At 70.1% G+C, this 14,010-nt stretch carries 13 protein-coding genes and 1 tRNA gene; 7 read left to right on the forward strand and 7 right to left on the reverse strand.

Features of this window, described 5'->3' with window-relative positions:
- Window positions 1-4 precede the first annotated feature (4 nt).
- Window positions 5-544: a DUF4232 domain-containing protein gene (locus tag B079_RS0120930; protein WP_018547791.1), complete on the reverse strand. Its 540-nt coding sequence runs from the start codon at window positions 542-544 to the stop codon at window positions 5-7.
- A 259-nt stretch (window positions 545-803) separates the two neighbouring features.
- Here B079_RS0120930 and B079_RS0120935 point away from each other — a divergent pair, with 259 nt between their 5' ends.
- The 3 genes from B079_RS0120935 to B079_RS0120945 all read left to right on the forward strand — a co-directional run bounded on the left by B079_RS0120935 (window position 804) and on the right by B079_RS0120945 (window position 4,556).
- The gene (locus tag B079_RS0120935; protein ID WP_018547792.1) at window positions 804-2,066 is read left to right on the forward strand and encodes a helix-turn-helix domain-containing protein; all 1,263 of its coding nucleotides are present in this window, start codon (window positions 804-806) and stop codon (window positions 2,064-2,066) included.
- 121 nt (window positions 2,067-2,187) lie between these two features.
- Entirely contained in the window at window positions 2,188-3,669 is a 1,482-nt protein-coding gene (locus tag B079_RS0120940; protein ID WP_018547793.1) for an MFS transporter, read from the forward strand.
- Window positions 3,670-3,695: 26 nt separating this feature from the next.
- Window positions 3,696-4,556, forward strand: coding sequence for a helix-turn-helix transcriptional regulator (locus B079_RS0120945; protein ID WP_037801763.1), 861 nt, complete (start codon window positions 3,696-3,698; stop codon window positions 4,554-4,556).
- A gap of 16 nt (window positions 4,557-4,572) precedes the next feature.
- Here the strand turns inward: B079_RS0120945 and B079_RS0120950 are convergent, their stop codons facing one another.
- On the reverse strand, window positions 4,573-5,304 hold the full coding sequence (locus tag B079_RS0120950) for a 2'-5' RNA ligase family protein (RefSeq protein WP_018547795.1): 732 nt from the start codon (window positions 5,302-5,304) through the stop codon (window positions 4,573-4,575).
- A gap of 91 nt (window positions 5,305-5,395) precedes the next feature.
- Window positions 5,396-5,469: transfer RNA gene (locus B079_RS0120955), tRNA-Gly, on the reverse strand.
- A gap of 271 nt (window positions 5,470-5,740) precedes the next feature.
- Between B079_RS0120955 and B079_RS35540 the strand changes: the two genes are divergently transcribed.
- The 3 genes from B079_RS35540 (at window position 5,741) to B079_RS0120970 (ending at window position 7,151) form a co-directional block, all read left to right on the forward strand.
- Window positions 5,741-5,899 carry a hypothetical protein gene (locus tag B079_RS35540; protein WP_018547796.1) on the forward strand — a complete coding sequence of 53 codons (159 nt, stop codon included), beginning with the start codon at window positions 5,741-5,743 and terminating at the stop codon, window positions 5,897-5,899.
- A 164-nt stretch (window positions 5,900-6,063) separates the two neighbouring features.
- Complete coding sequence (dcd, locus tag B079_RS0120965; RefSeq protein WP_018547797.1) at window positions 6,064-6,639, forward strand: dCTP deaminase; 576 nt, start codon at window positions 6,064-6,066, stop codon at window positions 6,637-6,639.
- A gap of 2 nt (window positions 6,640-6,641) precedes the next feature.
- A complete protein-coding gene (locus B079_RS0120970) occupies window positions 6,642-7,151 on the forward strand; it encodes a phosphoribosyltransferase (RefSeq protein WP_026248908.1) in 510 nt (169 codons plus the stop codon).
- A 55-nt stretch (window positions 7,152-7,206) separates the two neighbouring features.
- Here B079_RS0120970 and B079_RS0120975 read toward each other — a convergent pair whose 3' ends face one another.
- From B079_RS0120975 to B079_RS0120985, 3 genes are all read right to left on the reverse strand, one after another.
- On the reverse strand, window positions 7,207-7,968 hold the full coding sequence (locus tag B079_RS0120975) for a hypothetical protein (protein WP_018547799.1): 762 nt from the start codon (window positions 7,966-7,968) through the stop codon (window positions 7,207-7,209).
- 178 nt (window positions 7,969-8,146) lie between these two features.
- A complete protein-coding gene (locus tag B079_RS0120980) occupies window positions 8,147-9,094 on the reverse strand; it encodes a YIP1 family protein (protein WP_018547800.1) in 948 nt (315 codons plus the stop codon).
- A gap of 125 nt (window positions 9,095-9,219) precedes the next feature.
- Complete coding sequence (locus tag B079_RS0120985; RefSeq protein ID WP_018547801.1) at window positions 9,220-10,704, reverse strand: FG-GAP and VCBS repeat-containing protein; 1,485 nt, start codon at window positions 10,702-10,704, stop codon at window positions 9,220-9,222.
- Window positions 10,705-10,980: 276 nt separating this feature from the next.
- Here B079_RS0120985 and B079_RS0120990 point away from each other — a divergent pair, with 276 nt between their 5' ends.
- On the forward strand, window positions 10,981-11,316 hold the full coding sequence (locus B079_RS0120990) for an antibiotic biosynthesis monooxygenase family protein (RefSeq protein WP_018547802.1): 336 nt from the start codon (window positions 10,981-10,983) through the stop codon (window positions 11,314-11,316).
- An 87-nt stretch (window positions 11,317-11,403) separates the two neighbouring features.
- On the opposite strand, the gene B079_RS0120995 is transcribed toward B079_RS0120990, so the two are convergent.
- Window positions 11,404-13,686 (reverse strand): (Fe-S)-binding protein, encoded by a 2,283-nt coding sequence (locus B079_RS0120995; RefSeq protein ID WP_018547803.1) that lies wholly within the window; start codon window positions 13,684-13,686, stop codon window positions 11,404-11,406.
- Window positions 13,687-14,010 lie beyond the last annotated feature (324 nt).

Below are 14,010 nucleotides of genomic sequence, written 5' to 3' on the forward strand. Positions count from 1 at the left end.
GCGGCTACCAGGTCAGGGCGTCCGCCGCGTTGTCCTGCCAGTACGTCACCGCGGCGGCGCTGTTGAAGAAGACGCCCCCGTTCGGGAGGTTCAGGGTCTTCTCCTTGGTGGTCGCGGTGCCCTTCTTGTCGGTGAAGAGGACGCCGAGGGTCTTCTCGGTGGCGCCGCCCTCGCCGTCGGGGGAGGACGTCAGGATGCTCGCGTACGCCGACTGGCCCGGCTTGATCGTCACCACGGCCTGCGGCTTGCTGTCCTCGATCCAGGCCAGCGGGGCCTGTGCGTCGGCCCCGGCGCGCAGGAAGGGGGCGTAGTGCGCGTTGCAGGTCGCGGTGCCGGTGTTGGTGGCCTTGAGCAGCAGGTGGTTGATCGGGCGGGAGACCTCGGTGACGGTCAGCTTGGTGTTCGCGGCGGTGCAGGTGACCGTGGACGCCTTGACGGCGGCGGAGGCGGTCGCCCCGGCGGCCTGGACGCCGACGAGGGCGAGCGCCGCGGCGACGACCGCAGAAGAGGCGACACGGGCGGTGAAACGCGTGGTGATACGCATGAGTTGACTGTTCTTTCTGTGCCTGTGGTGTGGGGCCGGAACACGCCTGCGGCGCGGCCCGTGAAGCAGAGCCCAGCGGGGGCCGTCACCGTCTCCGGTGGGGCTCCGTGCTTGGATGGCCCCAGCCTGTGCCACCCGCCGTCCCACCCGCCATTCCACCGGGAGTTTCGGGACGCTGGGATGCTCGCACCGGCTCTGACCTGGGGAAACGTGATCCCTCTGGGATGCGGAACGGGATGCCGAACGGGATGGGGGACCGGTGGGGGCGGCTGACGAGATCGCCGAATTCGCCGCGCTGTTACGCGACTTGAAGCAGCGGTCCGGGCTGAGCTACGAAGCCCTCGCGAAGCGCGCGCACATGAGTACGTCGACGCTGCACCGGTACTGCAAGGGGGAGGGCGTACCCGCCGACTACGCCGCCCTCTCCCGCTTCGCCCACCTGTGCAAGGCCACCCCCGAGGAACTGGTCGAGCTGCACCGGCGGTGGGTGCTGGCGGACGCGGCGCGGGAGCGGGGGCGGAAACCTGCGGTGGAGCCGGTAGCTGACCCGACGGGCGAGCCCGGGAACACCCCTGTGCCCGTAGCCGACCCGTCCCCGGAGGAACACCCGTCCCCGGAACAACAAGAGAAGGCCACCCCCAGCCCCCGTCCTGCCCGCAAACGCTGGATCCCGATCGCGGCGGCCGTAGCCGTCGTGATCGCCGTGTCCACCGCACTCGTACTCGACCCGAAGGACTGGGGAACGAAGCCGACGGCGCACGGCCGACCGACCGGCACCACGACCTCCGCCCCTCAGCCGACCCCCACACCCCACCCCTCGGCATCGCCGTCCCAACGACCGACCGACTCCAGGCCCCCCGCTCCCACCACCCCCGCCCCCAAGCCACCCACCCACCCCACCGACCCCCCGCACAACGACGCCGTCCCTCTCACGGTCAGCACCCGTACCTACGGCTGGGACGACCCCCAGTGCGAGGCGAAGTACCTGATCAACCGGCCCCCCGACCAGGTCGCACCCCCGGTGATGGGCCAGGACGTACCGGGCTGGGTCGCGGCGCACGGCGCCATCGCCGCCGACGAACAGCGGGTCGCGCTCACCGTCCAGGGCACCGGAGACGAGACCGTCGTCATCGAGTCGATGCACGTCGTCGTGGTCGACTCCAGCACCCCGCCCGCCTGGAACGCGTACCTGGGCTCGTCAGGCTGCGGCGGAGGCGTGGAGACGCGGTCCTTCGCCACGGACCTCGACGCCGGCCACCCCGTCATCGTCCCGAAGGCCGGCCAGCGCGGCTTCCCCTACAAGGTCAGCCAGTCCGACCCCGAGGTCCTGTACATCACCGCGGGCGCCGACTCCCACGACGTGCGGTGGTACGTCGACCTCCAGTGGAACAGCGGTGGCCGCCAGGGCACCCTCCGCATCAGCGACCACGGCACCCCTTTTCGCACCACCGGCAGCCACGGCCGCCCGACGTACGAGTTCCCGGTCGGCGGCACCCACTGGTACCGGGTCGCCGAGAACTGACGCGCCGAGAACTGACGTATAGAAAACCGGCGTTGAGGGTGGCACTGCCAGTGGCAGTCTCCCCGGTGCTGCCGTCAAGGAGGACCTGGCCGGTCCGAGCCCCACCCCGGAGCCTGGGGCCATGACCACCGCAGACGGCACCACAAGCACCACCAACACCACAGGCACCACCAGCACCCAAGGCACCACCAGCCCCACCAGCGCCACAGGCACCCCAGCACCCCGCATGCCCGCCCGCCAAGTCACCGCCCTGATAGTCCTCCTGGCGTCCCAGTTCATGATGGCCGCCGACTTCTCCGTACTGAACGTCGCGCTCCCCGAAGTCGGCACCGCCCTCGGCTTCTCCACCGGCGCCCTGCAGTGGATCACCACGACGTTCGCCCTGTGCGCCGCCGGATGCACCCTGGTCCTCGGGCGGGTGGGCGACCACCTGGGACGCCGACGCGTCTTCACCGTCGGCATGGCCGTACTCGCCGTCTCCTCCCTGGTCGGCGGGGTCGCGGAGTCCGCCACGACGCTGCTGGTCGCCCGTACGCTGCAGGGCCTGGCCACCGCCGCCGTCACCCCCGCCGCGCTCGCCCTGCTCACCACCGCCTTCACCGAGCCGTCCCTGCGCACCCGCGCGCTCGGCCTGAACAGCGTGATGATGAGTTCCGGCTTCAGCGTCGGCGCCGTCCTCGGCGGGTTCCTCACGGACGTGTTCTCCTGGCGCTGGGCGTTCTTCATCAACATCCCGGTGGCCCTCGCGGCGATCCTGGTCGTACCGCTGGTCGTCGACGAGAGCAGGGCCGAGCGGCGCGCCCGGATCGACCTGCCCGGCGCCGTCCTCGTCACCCTCGGCCTGTTCACCGGGATCTACGGCGTGACCCGCGTCGGCGAGGAGGGCTTCGACCTGGTCGCGGGCGTCGCGCTGCTCGCCGCCGCCGTACTCCTGGGCGCCTTCTGGGCGGTGGAGAGCCGTACCGCCGACGCCCTGGTGCCGGTGCGGGTGCTGCGGAAGCCCGACCTCGCCTTCGGCAACCTGGCCGCCCTGTTCATCTTCGGCGGCGAGACCGCGCTGATCTTCTTCACCGGCCTCTACGTCCAGGACGTGCTCGGACTGTCGTCCCTCGTCGCCGGACTGGTCCTGCTCGGCATCGGCCTGGGCCAGATCATCGCCGGTACGGTCGGCCCGCGCCTCCTCCAGCGCGTGCCCCCGCGCACCCTGCTCGGCCTCTCCCTCTTCCTCCAGGGCGCGTTCATGCTGCCCGTGCTGTGGGCCACCGCCGACTCGCGCTGGCTGATCCCGCTGATCGCCACGCAGTTCGTGAACGCCTTCTTCTCCATGACGGCGGCCCTGTCCTTCATGGTCATCGCCACCTCCTCCGTCGGCTCCGACCTGCAGGGCATGGCGACCGGCATGGCCACCCAGAGCCAGCAGACCGGCATCGCGATCGGCATCCCGCTGATCAGCGCGGTGTTCGCGGGGGTCGTCGGAAGCGGGACGGTGACGGCCGCGGAGGAGCTGAGCGGCATCCGTACGGCGGTGGGGGTGGCGGGAGGCTGCCAGGTGGCCGCGGGCCTGCTGCTGTGGAGGGCGCTGCGGAGCAGGACGCTCTCCTGATCGGCCGGGACTTCATAATCGGGGGGATGGAGCAGATCGTGAACACGGACCTGGGCGGCTATCTCCGGCAGATGCGCGAGCGGGTACGGCCCGAGCAGACGGGCCTCCAGACCTTCGGTTCCCGGCGGGTTCCGGGGCTACGACGCGAGGAGGTGGCCACGCTCGCCGGGGTGAGCCAGACGTACTACACCCGCCTGGAACAGTCCCAGACCGCCCACGCCTCCCCACAGGTCCTGCTCTCCCTCGCCCGCGCCCTCCGACTGAGCCCCGACGAACGGGACTACCTGCTGAAGATCGGCACCCCGCTCCAGAACCCCCAGGAACGAGCGCCCGGCGGCGACCAGGTCAGCCCCGCCACGCGCATGCTGGTGAAGTCACTGGGCAACGTGGCGGCAGCCGTCCTGAACCACCGCTGCGACATCCTCAGCTGGAACCCCCTCTACCACCGCCTCCTCGCCCCCCACCTCGACTTCACCGCCCCCGACCACCCCGCCCAGCGGCCCAACGTCATCAAGCTGAACTTCCTCGACGCCACCGTCCGCTCCCTCTACGCGGACTGGCCCGCCGAGTCGGAAGCCAACGTCACCTACCTCCGCTTCCTCTCCGGCAACCACCGCCACGACCCCCAACTCGCGGAACTCATCGGCGAACTGACCATCCACAGCGAGGAATTCACCTCCCTGTGGTGCCGCCAACGAGTCTCCAGCTGCATCGAGGGCACCAAACTCCTCACCCACCCGACCGCAGGCACCCTGGAACTCCTCTACCAATCCGCCCACCTCCAGGACGGCAACATCCTGAAGCTCTACTACGCCGAACCGAACTCACCCCACGAGACGGCCCTCCAACTGCTGACGACCGACGACGACCGATCCTCAGGCCGCTGACCTGGGAGAGCGGAGTTCACGACCTCGGCAGTCCGTCCAGTGGCAGGCTCTTGACAACCTCCCACCGGTAACTCCGCCCCTCGCGCCGCAGCTCCACCAACTGCACCTCCCGGACGTGCAGGTCGACCGGGGGAAGGTCGCGCAGTGCGGTGACGGACTCGATCACCGGGGCGGCGAGGCGTGGGCGGTTGTTGTAGGCCAGGCTCAGGTGCGGGCGGAACAGGGCGGTCGGCTTCTGGGGGGTGAGGTCCCGCGACGTCATGGCTTCGCCGAGTGCCGCGTGCAGTGCCAGTACCGGGAGCCATGGTGCGACCGTCAGGCGTACGGCTCCCCGAGAGCCCGCGAGCGGGACGGCGCGCAGGCGGAAGGCCGTCGGGAGGAGAGGGAGCGCCGCGGTGATGACGTCGTCGAGGAGGCCGGGTGGGAGCGCCCCGGCCGGGCCGACGCGCGTGAGGGTGATGTGCAGTCCGTCGGCGGGCACCGGGTCCAGGCCGAGCGGAGCGAGATGCCGCTGGCAGCGACGGGCGAGATCGGCCAGCGCGGGGCTGTCGGGAAAGGTGAGCATCCAGTAGTACGACCGTGTCCGCGCCGTCCAGCCGGGCCGGTCCCAGTGATCGACCATGGTCTCCACGGCGTCGAAGGCCGCCTGGTCGTGCGCCGTGATCACCGCCGGGTCGCGCAGGTCGGTCGGCGGCCGGGCGGGGAAGGCGGCGGGATCGGGGCTGAGCGGTATGTGCGGCCAGGGCACCCGGGCGACTCCTTCACGATCCCCCTGCCGCGGCAGGGGGAGCTGACAGCCGAACAACAAGAAAGGCCCCGGTCGATGACCTGGGCCTTCATGGAGCGGGTGACGAGAATCGAACTCGCGCTCTCAGCTTGGGAAGCTGATGTTCTACCATTAAACTACACCCGCGTAAGACGGACATATTGAGCAAATCGCCCCGATGTCCGAACGCTCGCTCACTGTACCCCATCCCCCGCCCCGGCCGCCCGGACCCCCGCGTGTCGGGGGTGTATCGCGGTACGGGGGTGCGGAGTTGGGGCGTACGGTGGGGGCTTCGGAGAGGGCTCGGGTGAGGGCGGAGTGCCGCCTGGAGGGGCTTCCCGGTCATCCCGTAATGTGGCTTTTGTCGTCGGGGTTGATGGCCCGACGAGGCTCCTGGGGAAGGGACTTGAGGGACTTGATGGAACGCACCGTCGTCCGCTGCGTGGACGGCCACGTCTTCAGCACCGCTTCGTTCCCGATGCAGCAGGCCGAGCGGCTCGGCCCCGGCCGGCTCCTGCGGTGCCCGCGGTGCGCCCGGCTCCGCAGCGTCGTACCGGTCACGCTCGAGAAGCGGTAGTAGCAAGCGGTAGTAAGCAGCAACCGCGGTAACAACAGAACAGGCATCTGCGCGGCCGTCTCCACCCCCGGAGACGGCCGCGTTGCGTAGCCGCCCGGATACGCCCCCGTACACGCCCCCGCCACGATTGTCCGCCCTCCGCACCCCTTGCGTATCCTCGGGACGTGCTTCTCTCAGACAAGGACATCCGGGCCGAGATCGACGCCGGACGGGTGCGGATCGATCCCTACGACGAATCCATGGTGCAGCCGTCCAGCATCGACGTGCGCCTTGACCGCTACTTCCGGGTGTTCGAGAACCACCGGTACCCCCACATCGACCCCTCCGTCGAGCAGACCGACCTGACCCGGCTGGTCGAGCCCGAGGGGGACGAGCCCTTCATCCTGCACCCCGGTGAGTTCGTGCTGGCCAGCACGTACGAGGTCATCACGCTCCCCGACGACCTGGCCTCCCGCCTGGAGGGCAAGAGCTCGCTCGGCCGCCTGGGCCTGGTCACGCACTCCACCGCCGGGTTCATCGACCCGGGCTTCAGCGGCCATGTGACCCTGGAGCTGTCCAACCTCGCCACCCTGCCGATCAAGCTCTGGCCCGGCATGAAGATCGGCCAGCTCTGCATGTTCCGGCTCAGCTCGCCCGCCGAGCACCCCTACGGCAGCGAGCGCTACGGCTCCCGGTACCAGGGCCAGCGCGGCCCGACCGCCTCCCGCTCCTATCTGAACTTCCACCGGACCCAGGTGTGAGCATGAGCGGCATACGGGAGAACCTGACCTACGAGCGCTTCGGCGAGGCCGTCCGCGAGCTGGCGCAGACCATCGCGGACGACGGCTACGAGCCGGACATCGTGCTGAGCATCGCCCGCGGCGGCGTCTTCGTGGCCGGTGGCCTCGCCTACGCCCTGGAGTGCAAGAACATCCACCTGGTGAACGTGGAGTTCTACACCGGCGTCGGCACCACCCTGGAGATGCCGGTCATGCTGGCGCCCGTCCCGAACGTCATCGACTTCTCCGACAAGAAGGTCCTGATCACCGACGACGTCGCCGACACCGGCAAGACGCTCAAGCTGGTGCGGGACTTCTGCCTGGAGACCGTCGCCGAGGTCCGCACCGCCGTCGTCTACGAGAAGCCGCACTCGCTCGTGAAGTGCGAGTACGTCTGGAAGCGCACGGACGCCTGGATCAACTTCCCGTGGAGCGTGCTGCCTCCGGTGCGCAGGCAGGGTGAGCCGGTGACGCCGTCCAAGGACGCCCTCTGATCTCGGCCGAGGACCGTCGGCCGTCCGAGGACCGCGTCGCCCGCATGCGCCTCGGTCAGGCGCGGCGCACCTTCACGCCGTTCGCCTCGAAGTCGTAGACGCTGTTGTTGATGCGCAGGCCGTCCACCGCGCCGGTCCACAGGTAGTCGCGGCCCTTGCCGACGGCCGCCGTGTAGATGACCGGTGCCGCGCCGCCGTCGTTCAGCGACGCCTTGACCTGCGCGAACGTGCAGGGGGCGGCCTGGGTGCAGGCGGTCTCGCCGCCCGTCAGGTACCAGGTGCCGGTGGTGGTGGCGTCCAGGTAGCCGCTCCAGCGGTCGGTCGTGGTGACCGGCCCGGGCACCCACACCAGCGTGGAGTACGTGTCACCAGGGTGGGCGGCGACGTTCGGGTTGATCTCGAACTTGATGTTGGGCAGGTTCCGGGGACCGCCGTACGAGACGTTCTCGCCGGTCTGGAAGACGCGGAAGCCGACCTGGGTGAGGCCGAGCACCGGCTTGCCGTAGAAGTCGACCTCGTTGCCGAAGTCCACCTTCTCGCTGGGCGGCGTCAGCGAGGTGGAACGGTCCGCCACCTCGATGCCGAGGCTGCCGGTGCCGAAGGGCGGGCGGGCGGCGGCGCCGGTGACGCCGAACGACCCGTAGGGGCCCTCCCGCAGCGCGGCCACCGGCGAGCCGATGGTGTTGCGGGTGATGACACCCCAGTGGTCCGCGCTGGTTCCGCCCCCGGTGCCACCGGCGGCCGTGGCCGGTACCTGGAGGGCCGTCGCGGCGAGGGCGGACAGTGCGGCGATCGTGAGCGCCTTTGCGCGGCTCACGCCAAAGCGAGCTTTCACACTCACTCCCTGATTCGTCTCGAAGAAGAGGCACGCGCCGGCTCCTCGGCCGGCGCGGCGTTCTCAACGTATCGGGAGATAAAGGGACATATGGGATCTACATATGCCGTACGGGTGTATGTCGTACGGGTGTTTTTCGAGCGCGTGTCCGCGTGTCGAACTAGAACGTGCCGAGCTTCACGATCGACAGCAGCGCGATCAGCTGGATCGCGGACGCGCCCAGCGCCTTCGGCCACGGCAGGTCGTGGGAGCGGGAGACCATCAGCGTGAGCAGGACGCCCGCGCCGAGCCAGGTCGCCCAGCCGATCGCCTGGACGAAGCCCGCGTCGCCGCCCGCGAACATCGCGAAGACCAGCCGGGGCGCGTCCGTGAGCGACATGATCAGCATGGACAGGCCGACGGTCGGCTGCCAGTTGCCGTTGCCGCCGAGCTGGCGGGCCAGGGTGTGGGTGACCACGCTCAGCACGAAGATGCTGAGCACCATCGCGACGGCGGTGACCAGCACGATCGGTATCGCGTTGGTGAGCGTCGCGCCGATGGCCTCCGCGCGGGCGCCGTCGAAGCCGAAGACGGCGAGCAGGCCGTAGAGGAAGGTGACGATGAGGGCGGGCCCCCACATCGTGTAGTCGCGCATGCGCAGGAAGGTCTGGTTCGGGGACAGGACGATCCCCTTCAGCAGCTCCTTCCAGTGCAGCGGCGGGCCGATCGGGCCCGCGGGCTCGGCGGCACCGGCGTGGTAGGTCTCGCCCTGGGTGTAGCCCGCGGCGTCGTCGACCGAGAACGCCTGGGTGTGGCCCGGGTTGTCGGCCGCGTAGGGGTCGTGCGGCGCGCGCTGCCCCGGGTGGTGGCCGCCGTCACCGAAGTACTCCGGGCCGTCGGCGGGCGGGCCCGGGTAGCCGTACGACGGGCCGCCGGGGCCCGGCTGTCCCGGCCGGGGGTACGCCTGCTGCTGCGGGTACGCCGGGCCGCCCTGCGGGTAGCCGTACGACGGTCCCTGCTGTCCGTGGCGCGGGGCGGGTCCGCCGCCGTACGACGGGCCCTGCGGCGCCTGCTGTCCCTGCGGGGAGCGATGGTCGTGGTCCCCGCGTCCGATCCTGAATCCAGCCACCCGTCGAACGTACCTGGTCCGCGCCGGTCACGGGCCGGGCCCAGGGTGCTGGACCCGGCTTTGCGGCCGACCTGTGACATCCCCTAAGGGACCGTCAGGGGTGGAACCAGGGGTGGGTCAGGGATTCAGTTCGCGAAGGAGGCGCCCAGTTCGGGGGTGCCTGAGGTGGAGATGCCTGCGTCGCCGACGTTGGTGAGGTGGGAGCCGGTTGCGGTGATCTTCGTGCCGGTGGAGGGCAGGTAGGTGACCGAGCCGTTGCCGCTGTTCTCGTCCGAGCCGACGACCAGGTCGGCCCTGCCGTCGCCGTTGACGTCGTCGAGCTTGACGTCCATGCCGAAGTGGTCGTTCTTCTCGTCGCTGCCGGGGACGCCCGCGGTGCTCTGGGCGAGGGCCTGGCCGCCGGAGGTGGTGTTCACGCCGCTCGGGGAGCCGTACAGGACGGTGACCTGGCCGGTGTCGGTGACGCCGCCGAGGTTCTCGAAGGGGCTGCCGATCGCGATGTCCTGGTAGCCGTCGCCGTTGACGTCGCCGAGGTCCAGGTCCCAGCCGAACTCGTCGCCCTTCTCGGAGCCGCCGGGGACGTTGCCGGTGTCCTGGTTGACCACGGCGGTCGAGGCGGGGCCCGAGGCGGACCCGTAGGTGATGTTGACGCGGCCACCGGTGGAGGCGTCCGGGATGGTGGTGCCGTCGTCCAGCGTGCCCGCGTCCCAGCCGACGCCGCTGACGATGTCGCCGTAGCCGTCGCCGTTGATGTCGCCGATGCCGGTGACGATGCCGGACCTGAGCGTCTTGACCGAGGACGCGCTCAGGCCACTGGCGGTGCCGGGCAGCCAGTAGTTGGTGTTGAAGCCGTAGGCGGTCTTGGTCTCCCAGCCGTTGACCACGAGGTCGCTGCGGCCGTCGCCGTTGACGTCACCGGCGACGAGGTGCACCGGGCCGAAGGAGTAGTCGGCGGTGCCCGGGTGGATGGGCAGCTTGAAGGTGGAGCGGGTCGGGGCCGTGCCGGAGGCGGTGAAGCCGCCCCGGTAGACGTAGAGGGTGGCGGCCGTGCTGCCGACGACCAGGTCGGCCCTGCCGTCGCCGTCGAAGTCGCCGGAGGCCAGGGTCTGGCCCCACTTGTCGTGCGAGCTGGGGGCCGGGTCGGCCAGGGTCACGCCCTTGCCGGTCAGACCGCTCTTGGAGCCCCACAGCAGGGCGACGGTGCCGCCGTTCGCGTCGGAGCCGACCTTCTCGCCGGGGGTGCCGACGGCGAGGTCGTCGTAGCCGTCGCCGTTGAAGTCGCCGTAGGCCTGCGCGTAGCCGAAGCCGTCGTTCGCCTCGGAGGTGCCGGGGACGCCCGCGGAGTTCTGGCTGAGGGTGGTGTGCCTGGCGCCGGAGACGCCGGAGGCGCCGCCGTACAGGACGGCGACCTGGCCGGCCTTCTTGAGCCCGCCGACGTAGCTGCCGGGGGTGCCGGCGACGATGTCGCCGTAGCCGTCGCCGTTGAAGTCGGCGTGCGCGACCTTGACGGAGTCGGCGGCCGAGGCGGACGCGGCGGCGAAGGTGAACAGACCGCCCGTCAGCGCGGCGGCGGTGGCCGTCGCGAGGGCGAGCCTGTGAGGTGCGTACATGCGGTTTCTCCTGCGGCATACAGGGGACGCCGGGTCGGGCATCCGCAGTCGAATGAGGCCGCCCGCCGCGCTCCCCCTCGGTCCGCCCGAGGGGGGCTGCGCGGCGGTCGGCGATCATGAGACCGGCGTCAAGGCGCAAGGGTTGTACTGGAGTTCGGGAAAACTTCGGTCTGCCGTGGCCGGGGGGACGGGTGGGGCGGTCGTGCGCGCCCGTGCGCGCGGGCGCTCGCCGGTGTCGGGGGCGCGTCGCGGGGGCGGCGGGGGCAGGATGGGGGCATGAGCGTAGTCAAGATCAATGTGCTGACCGTTCCCGCCGAGCAGCGGGAGGTGCTGGAGAAGCGGTTCGCCTCGCGGGCCCACACGGTGGAGAGCTCGGACGGCTTCGAGTGGTTCGAGCTGCTGCGGCCGGTCGAGGGGACCGACCAGTACCTCGTCTACACCCGCTGGCGCGACGACGCGGCCTTCCAGGCGTGGATGGAGGGGCCGATGAAGGCGGCCCACCAGGGGGCCGGGGGCGGCGGCGAGGGCGGCGAGAAGCAGCGGCCCGCCGCGTCCGGCTCGACGCTGTGGTCCTTCGAGGTGGTGCAGCAGGCGGCGCCGAAGGAGGCGTAGTTCCTTCCCGGCGGTGAGATTCTGCCGCTGATACGACAAGGTGCCCCCGGCCAGCTGTGGCCGGGGGCACCTTGGTCGTCGTACCGCTTACTTCACCGGCTCGGGCTCCGGCTCGTTGGCGGGCTCGTCGTCCTCGGCCGGGTCCACCGGGGTCTTGACGGACTCCAGCAGGAGCTGGGCGACGTCCACGACCTTGATGGACTCCTTCGCCTTCCCGTCGTTCTTCTTGCCGTTGACCGAGTCGGTCAGCATGACCAGGCAGAACGGGCAGGCGGTGGAGACGATGTCCGGGTTGAGGGAGAGGGCTTCGTCGACGCGCTCGTTGTTGATGCGCTTGCCGATCCGCTCCTCCATCCACATCCGGGCACCACCGGCGCCGCAGCAGAAGCCGCGCTCCTTGTGGCGGTGCATCTCCTCGTTGCGCAGGCCCGGGACCTTGCCGATGATCTCGCGCGGGGGCGTGTAGATCTTGTTGTGGCGGCCCAGGTAGCAGGGGTCGTGGTACGTGATGATGCCCTCGACCGGGGTGACCGGGATCAGCTTGCCCTCGTCCACCAGGTGCTGGAGCAGCTGGGTGTGGTGGATGACCTCGTAGTCGCCGCCGAGCTGCGGGTACTCGTTGCCGAGCGTGTTGAGGCAGTGCGGGCAGGTGGCGACGATCTTCTTGGCGGACTTGGGCTTCGCCGACTCGGGCACGACCTTGCCGTCGTCGTCCATCTCCTCGCCGAAGGCGGCGTTGAGGGACATGACGTTCTCCATGCCCAGCTCCTGGAACAGCGGCTCGTTGCCGAGGCGCCGGGCCGAGTCACCGGTGCACTTCTCGTCGCCGCCCATGATGGCGAACTTGACGCCCGCGATGTGCAGCAGCTCCGCGAAGGCCTTGGTGGTCTTCTTGGCGCGGTCCTCCAGGGCACCGGCGCAGCCGACCCAGTACAGGTACTCGACCTCGGACAGGTCCTCGATGTCCTTGCCGACGACCGGGACCTCGAAGTCGACCTCCTTGGTCCACTCCAGGCGCTGCTTCTTGGCCAGGCCCCAGGGGTTGCCCTTCTTCTCCAGGTTCTTGAGCATCGTGCCCGCCTCGGACGGGAACGCGGACTCGATCATCACCTGGTAGCGGCGCATGTCGACGATGTGGTCGACGTGCTCGATGTCGACGGGGCACTGCTCGACGCAGGCGCCGCAGGTGGTGCAGGACCACAGGACGTCCGGGTCGATGACGCCGTTCTCCTCGGCGGTGCCGATGAGCGGGCGCTCGGCCTCGGCCAGCGCGGCGGCGGGGACGTCCTTCAGCTGCTCCTCGGACGCCTTCTCCTCGCCCTCCATGGTCTTGCCGCCGCCCGCGAGCAGGTACGGCGCCTTGGCGTGCGCGTGGTCGCGCAGCGACATGATGAGGAGCTTGGGGGAGAGCGGCTTGCCGGTGTTCCAGGCGGGGCACTGCGACTGGCAGCGGCCGCACTCGGTGCAGGTGGAGAAGTCCAGCAGGCCCTTCCAGGAGAACTGCTCGACCTGGGAGACGCCGAAGACGTCGTCCTCGCCGGGGTCGGTGAAGTCGATCGGCTCGCCGCCGGAGGTCATCGGCTGGAGCGCGCCGAGGGCGGTGCCGCCGGTGGCCTCGCGCTTGAACCAGATGTTGGGGAAGGCGAGGAAGCGGTGCCAGGCGACGCCCATGTTGGTGTTGAGCGAGACGACGATCATCCAGATGAACGAGGTCCCGATCTTGATCATGGCGACCAGGTAGACCAGGTTCTGCAGGGTGGTCACGCTCAGCGCCTTGAAGGCGAGGACCAGGGGGTACGACGCGAAGTACGCCGCCTCGTAGTGGTCGACGTGGTGCAGGGCGCCTTCGAGGCCGCGCAGGGTGTAGATCGCGAGGCCGATGGTGAGGATGACGTACTCGACGAAGTACGCCTGGCCCGCCTTGGAGCCCGCGAAGCGGGACTTGCGGCCGGGGCGGGACGGCAGGCTCAGCAGCCGGATGACCATGAGCACGGCGATGCCGAGGACGGTCATGACGCCGATGAACTCGATGTACAGCTCGAACGGCAGGAAGTCGCCGATCAGCGGCAGCGTCCAGTCGGCCTTGAAGAGCTGGCCGAAGGCCTGGGCGAGCGTGGGCGGCAGCGTCAGGAAGCCGACGGCCACGAACCAGTGGGCGATGCCGACGATGCCCCACCGGTTCATCCTGGTGTGGCCGAGGAACTCCCGCACCAGGGTCACGCTGCGCTGGTACGGGTTGTCGGTCCGGGTACCCGCGGGCACGGGCTGGCCCAGCTTGAAGTACCGGACGAACTGACCGATGGCGCGGGCCAGCAGCGCGACGCCGATCACGGTCAGGACCAGCGACACGATGATCGCGGCGAGTTGCATGAGGGGCTCCTGAGGCGGCCTCGAAATTACTAAGTGGTAACTTATGCAGTCCGTCTGAGACTACCCCCATCTTCCGCCGCGATGCAGCCGCGCGCGGGGTGACGTGGATCGCTGAGGCTAGCCTTTCCCGGCCCGGGGGGTTCGGGGGGTGGGGGTGGAATTCTCCCACTTGGGGGTGGGGGTGCGGGGACGTGATCGGGCGGCCTGCCGCTCGTCCCGGCCCCCTGCCGGGGGTGGCTTCGGCGGAGGCCGGGGGTGCCGGGGGGTTGCCGCACATCGGCGGCGCCGGACCGGCTCCTGGACGCGGCTCACTGGTACGGCTGG

The sequence above is a fragment of the Streptomyces sp. LaPpAH-108 genome, assembly GCF_000373625.1.
GTDB lineage: Bacteria > Actinomycetota > Actinomycetes > Streptomycetales > Streptomycetaceae > Streptomyces.

Coding starts and splice junctions, on each gene's coding strand:
- B079_RS0120985 (WP_018547801.1), bottom strand. CDS start 10,704: ATGTACGCACCTCACAGGCTCGCCCTCGCGACGGCCACCGCCGCCGCG.
- B079_RS0120930 (WP_018547791.1), bottom strand. CDS start 544: ATGCGTATCACCACGCGTTTCACCGCCCGTGTCGCCTCTTCTGCGGTC.
- B079_RS0120970 (WP_026248908.1), top strand. CDS start 6,642: ATGAGCGGCATACGGGAGAACCTGACCTACGAGCGCTTCGGCGAGGCC.
- B079_RS0120990 (WP_018547802.1), top strand. CDS start 10,981: ATGAGCGTAGTCAAGATCAATGTGCTGACCGTTCCCGCCGAGCAGCGG.
- B079_RS35540 (WP_018547796.1), top strand. CDS start 5,741: ATGGAACGCACCGTCGTCCGCTGCGTGGACGGCCACGTCTTCAGCACC.
- B079_RS0120995 (WP_018547803.1), bottom strand. CDS start 13,686: ATGCAACTCGCCGCGATCATCGTGTCGCTGGTCCTGACCGTGATCGGC.
- B079_RS0120945 (WP_037801763.1), top strand. CDS start 3,696: ATGGAGCAGATCGTGAACACGGACCTGGGCGGCTATCTCCGGCAGATG.
- B079_RS0120940 (WP_018547793.1), top strand. CDS start 2,188: ATGACCACCGCAGACGGCACCACAAGCACCACCAACACCACAGGCACC.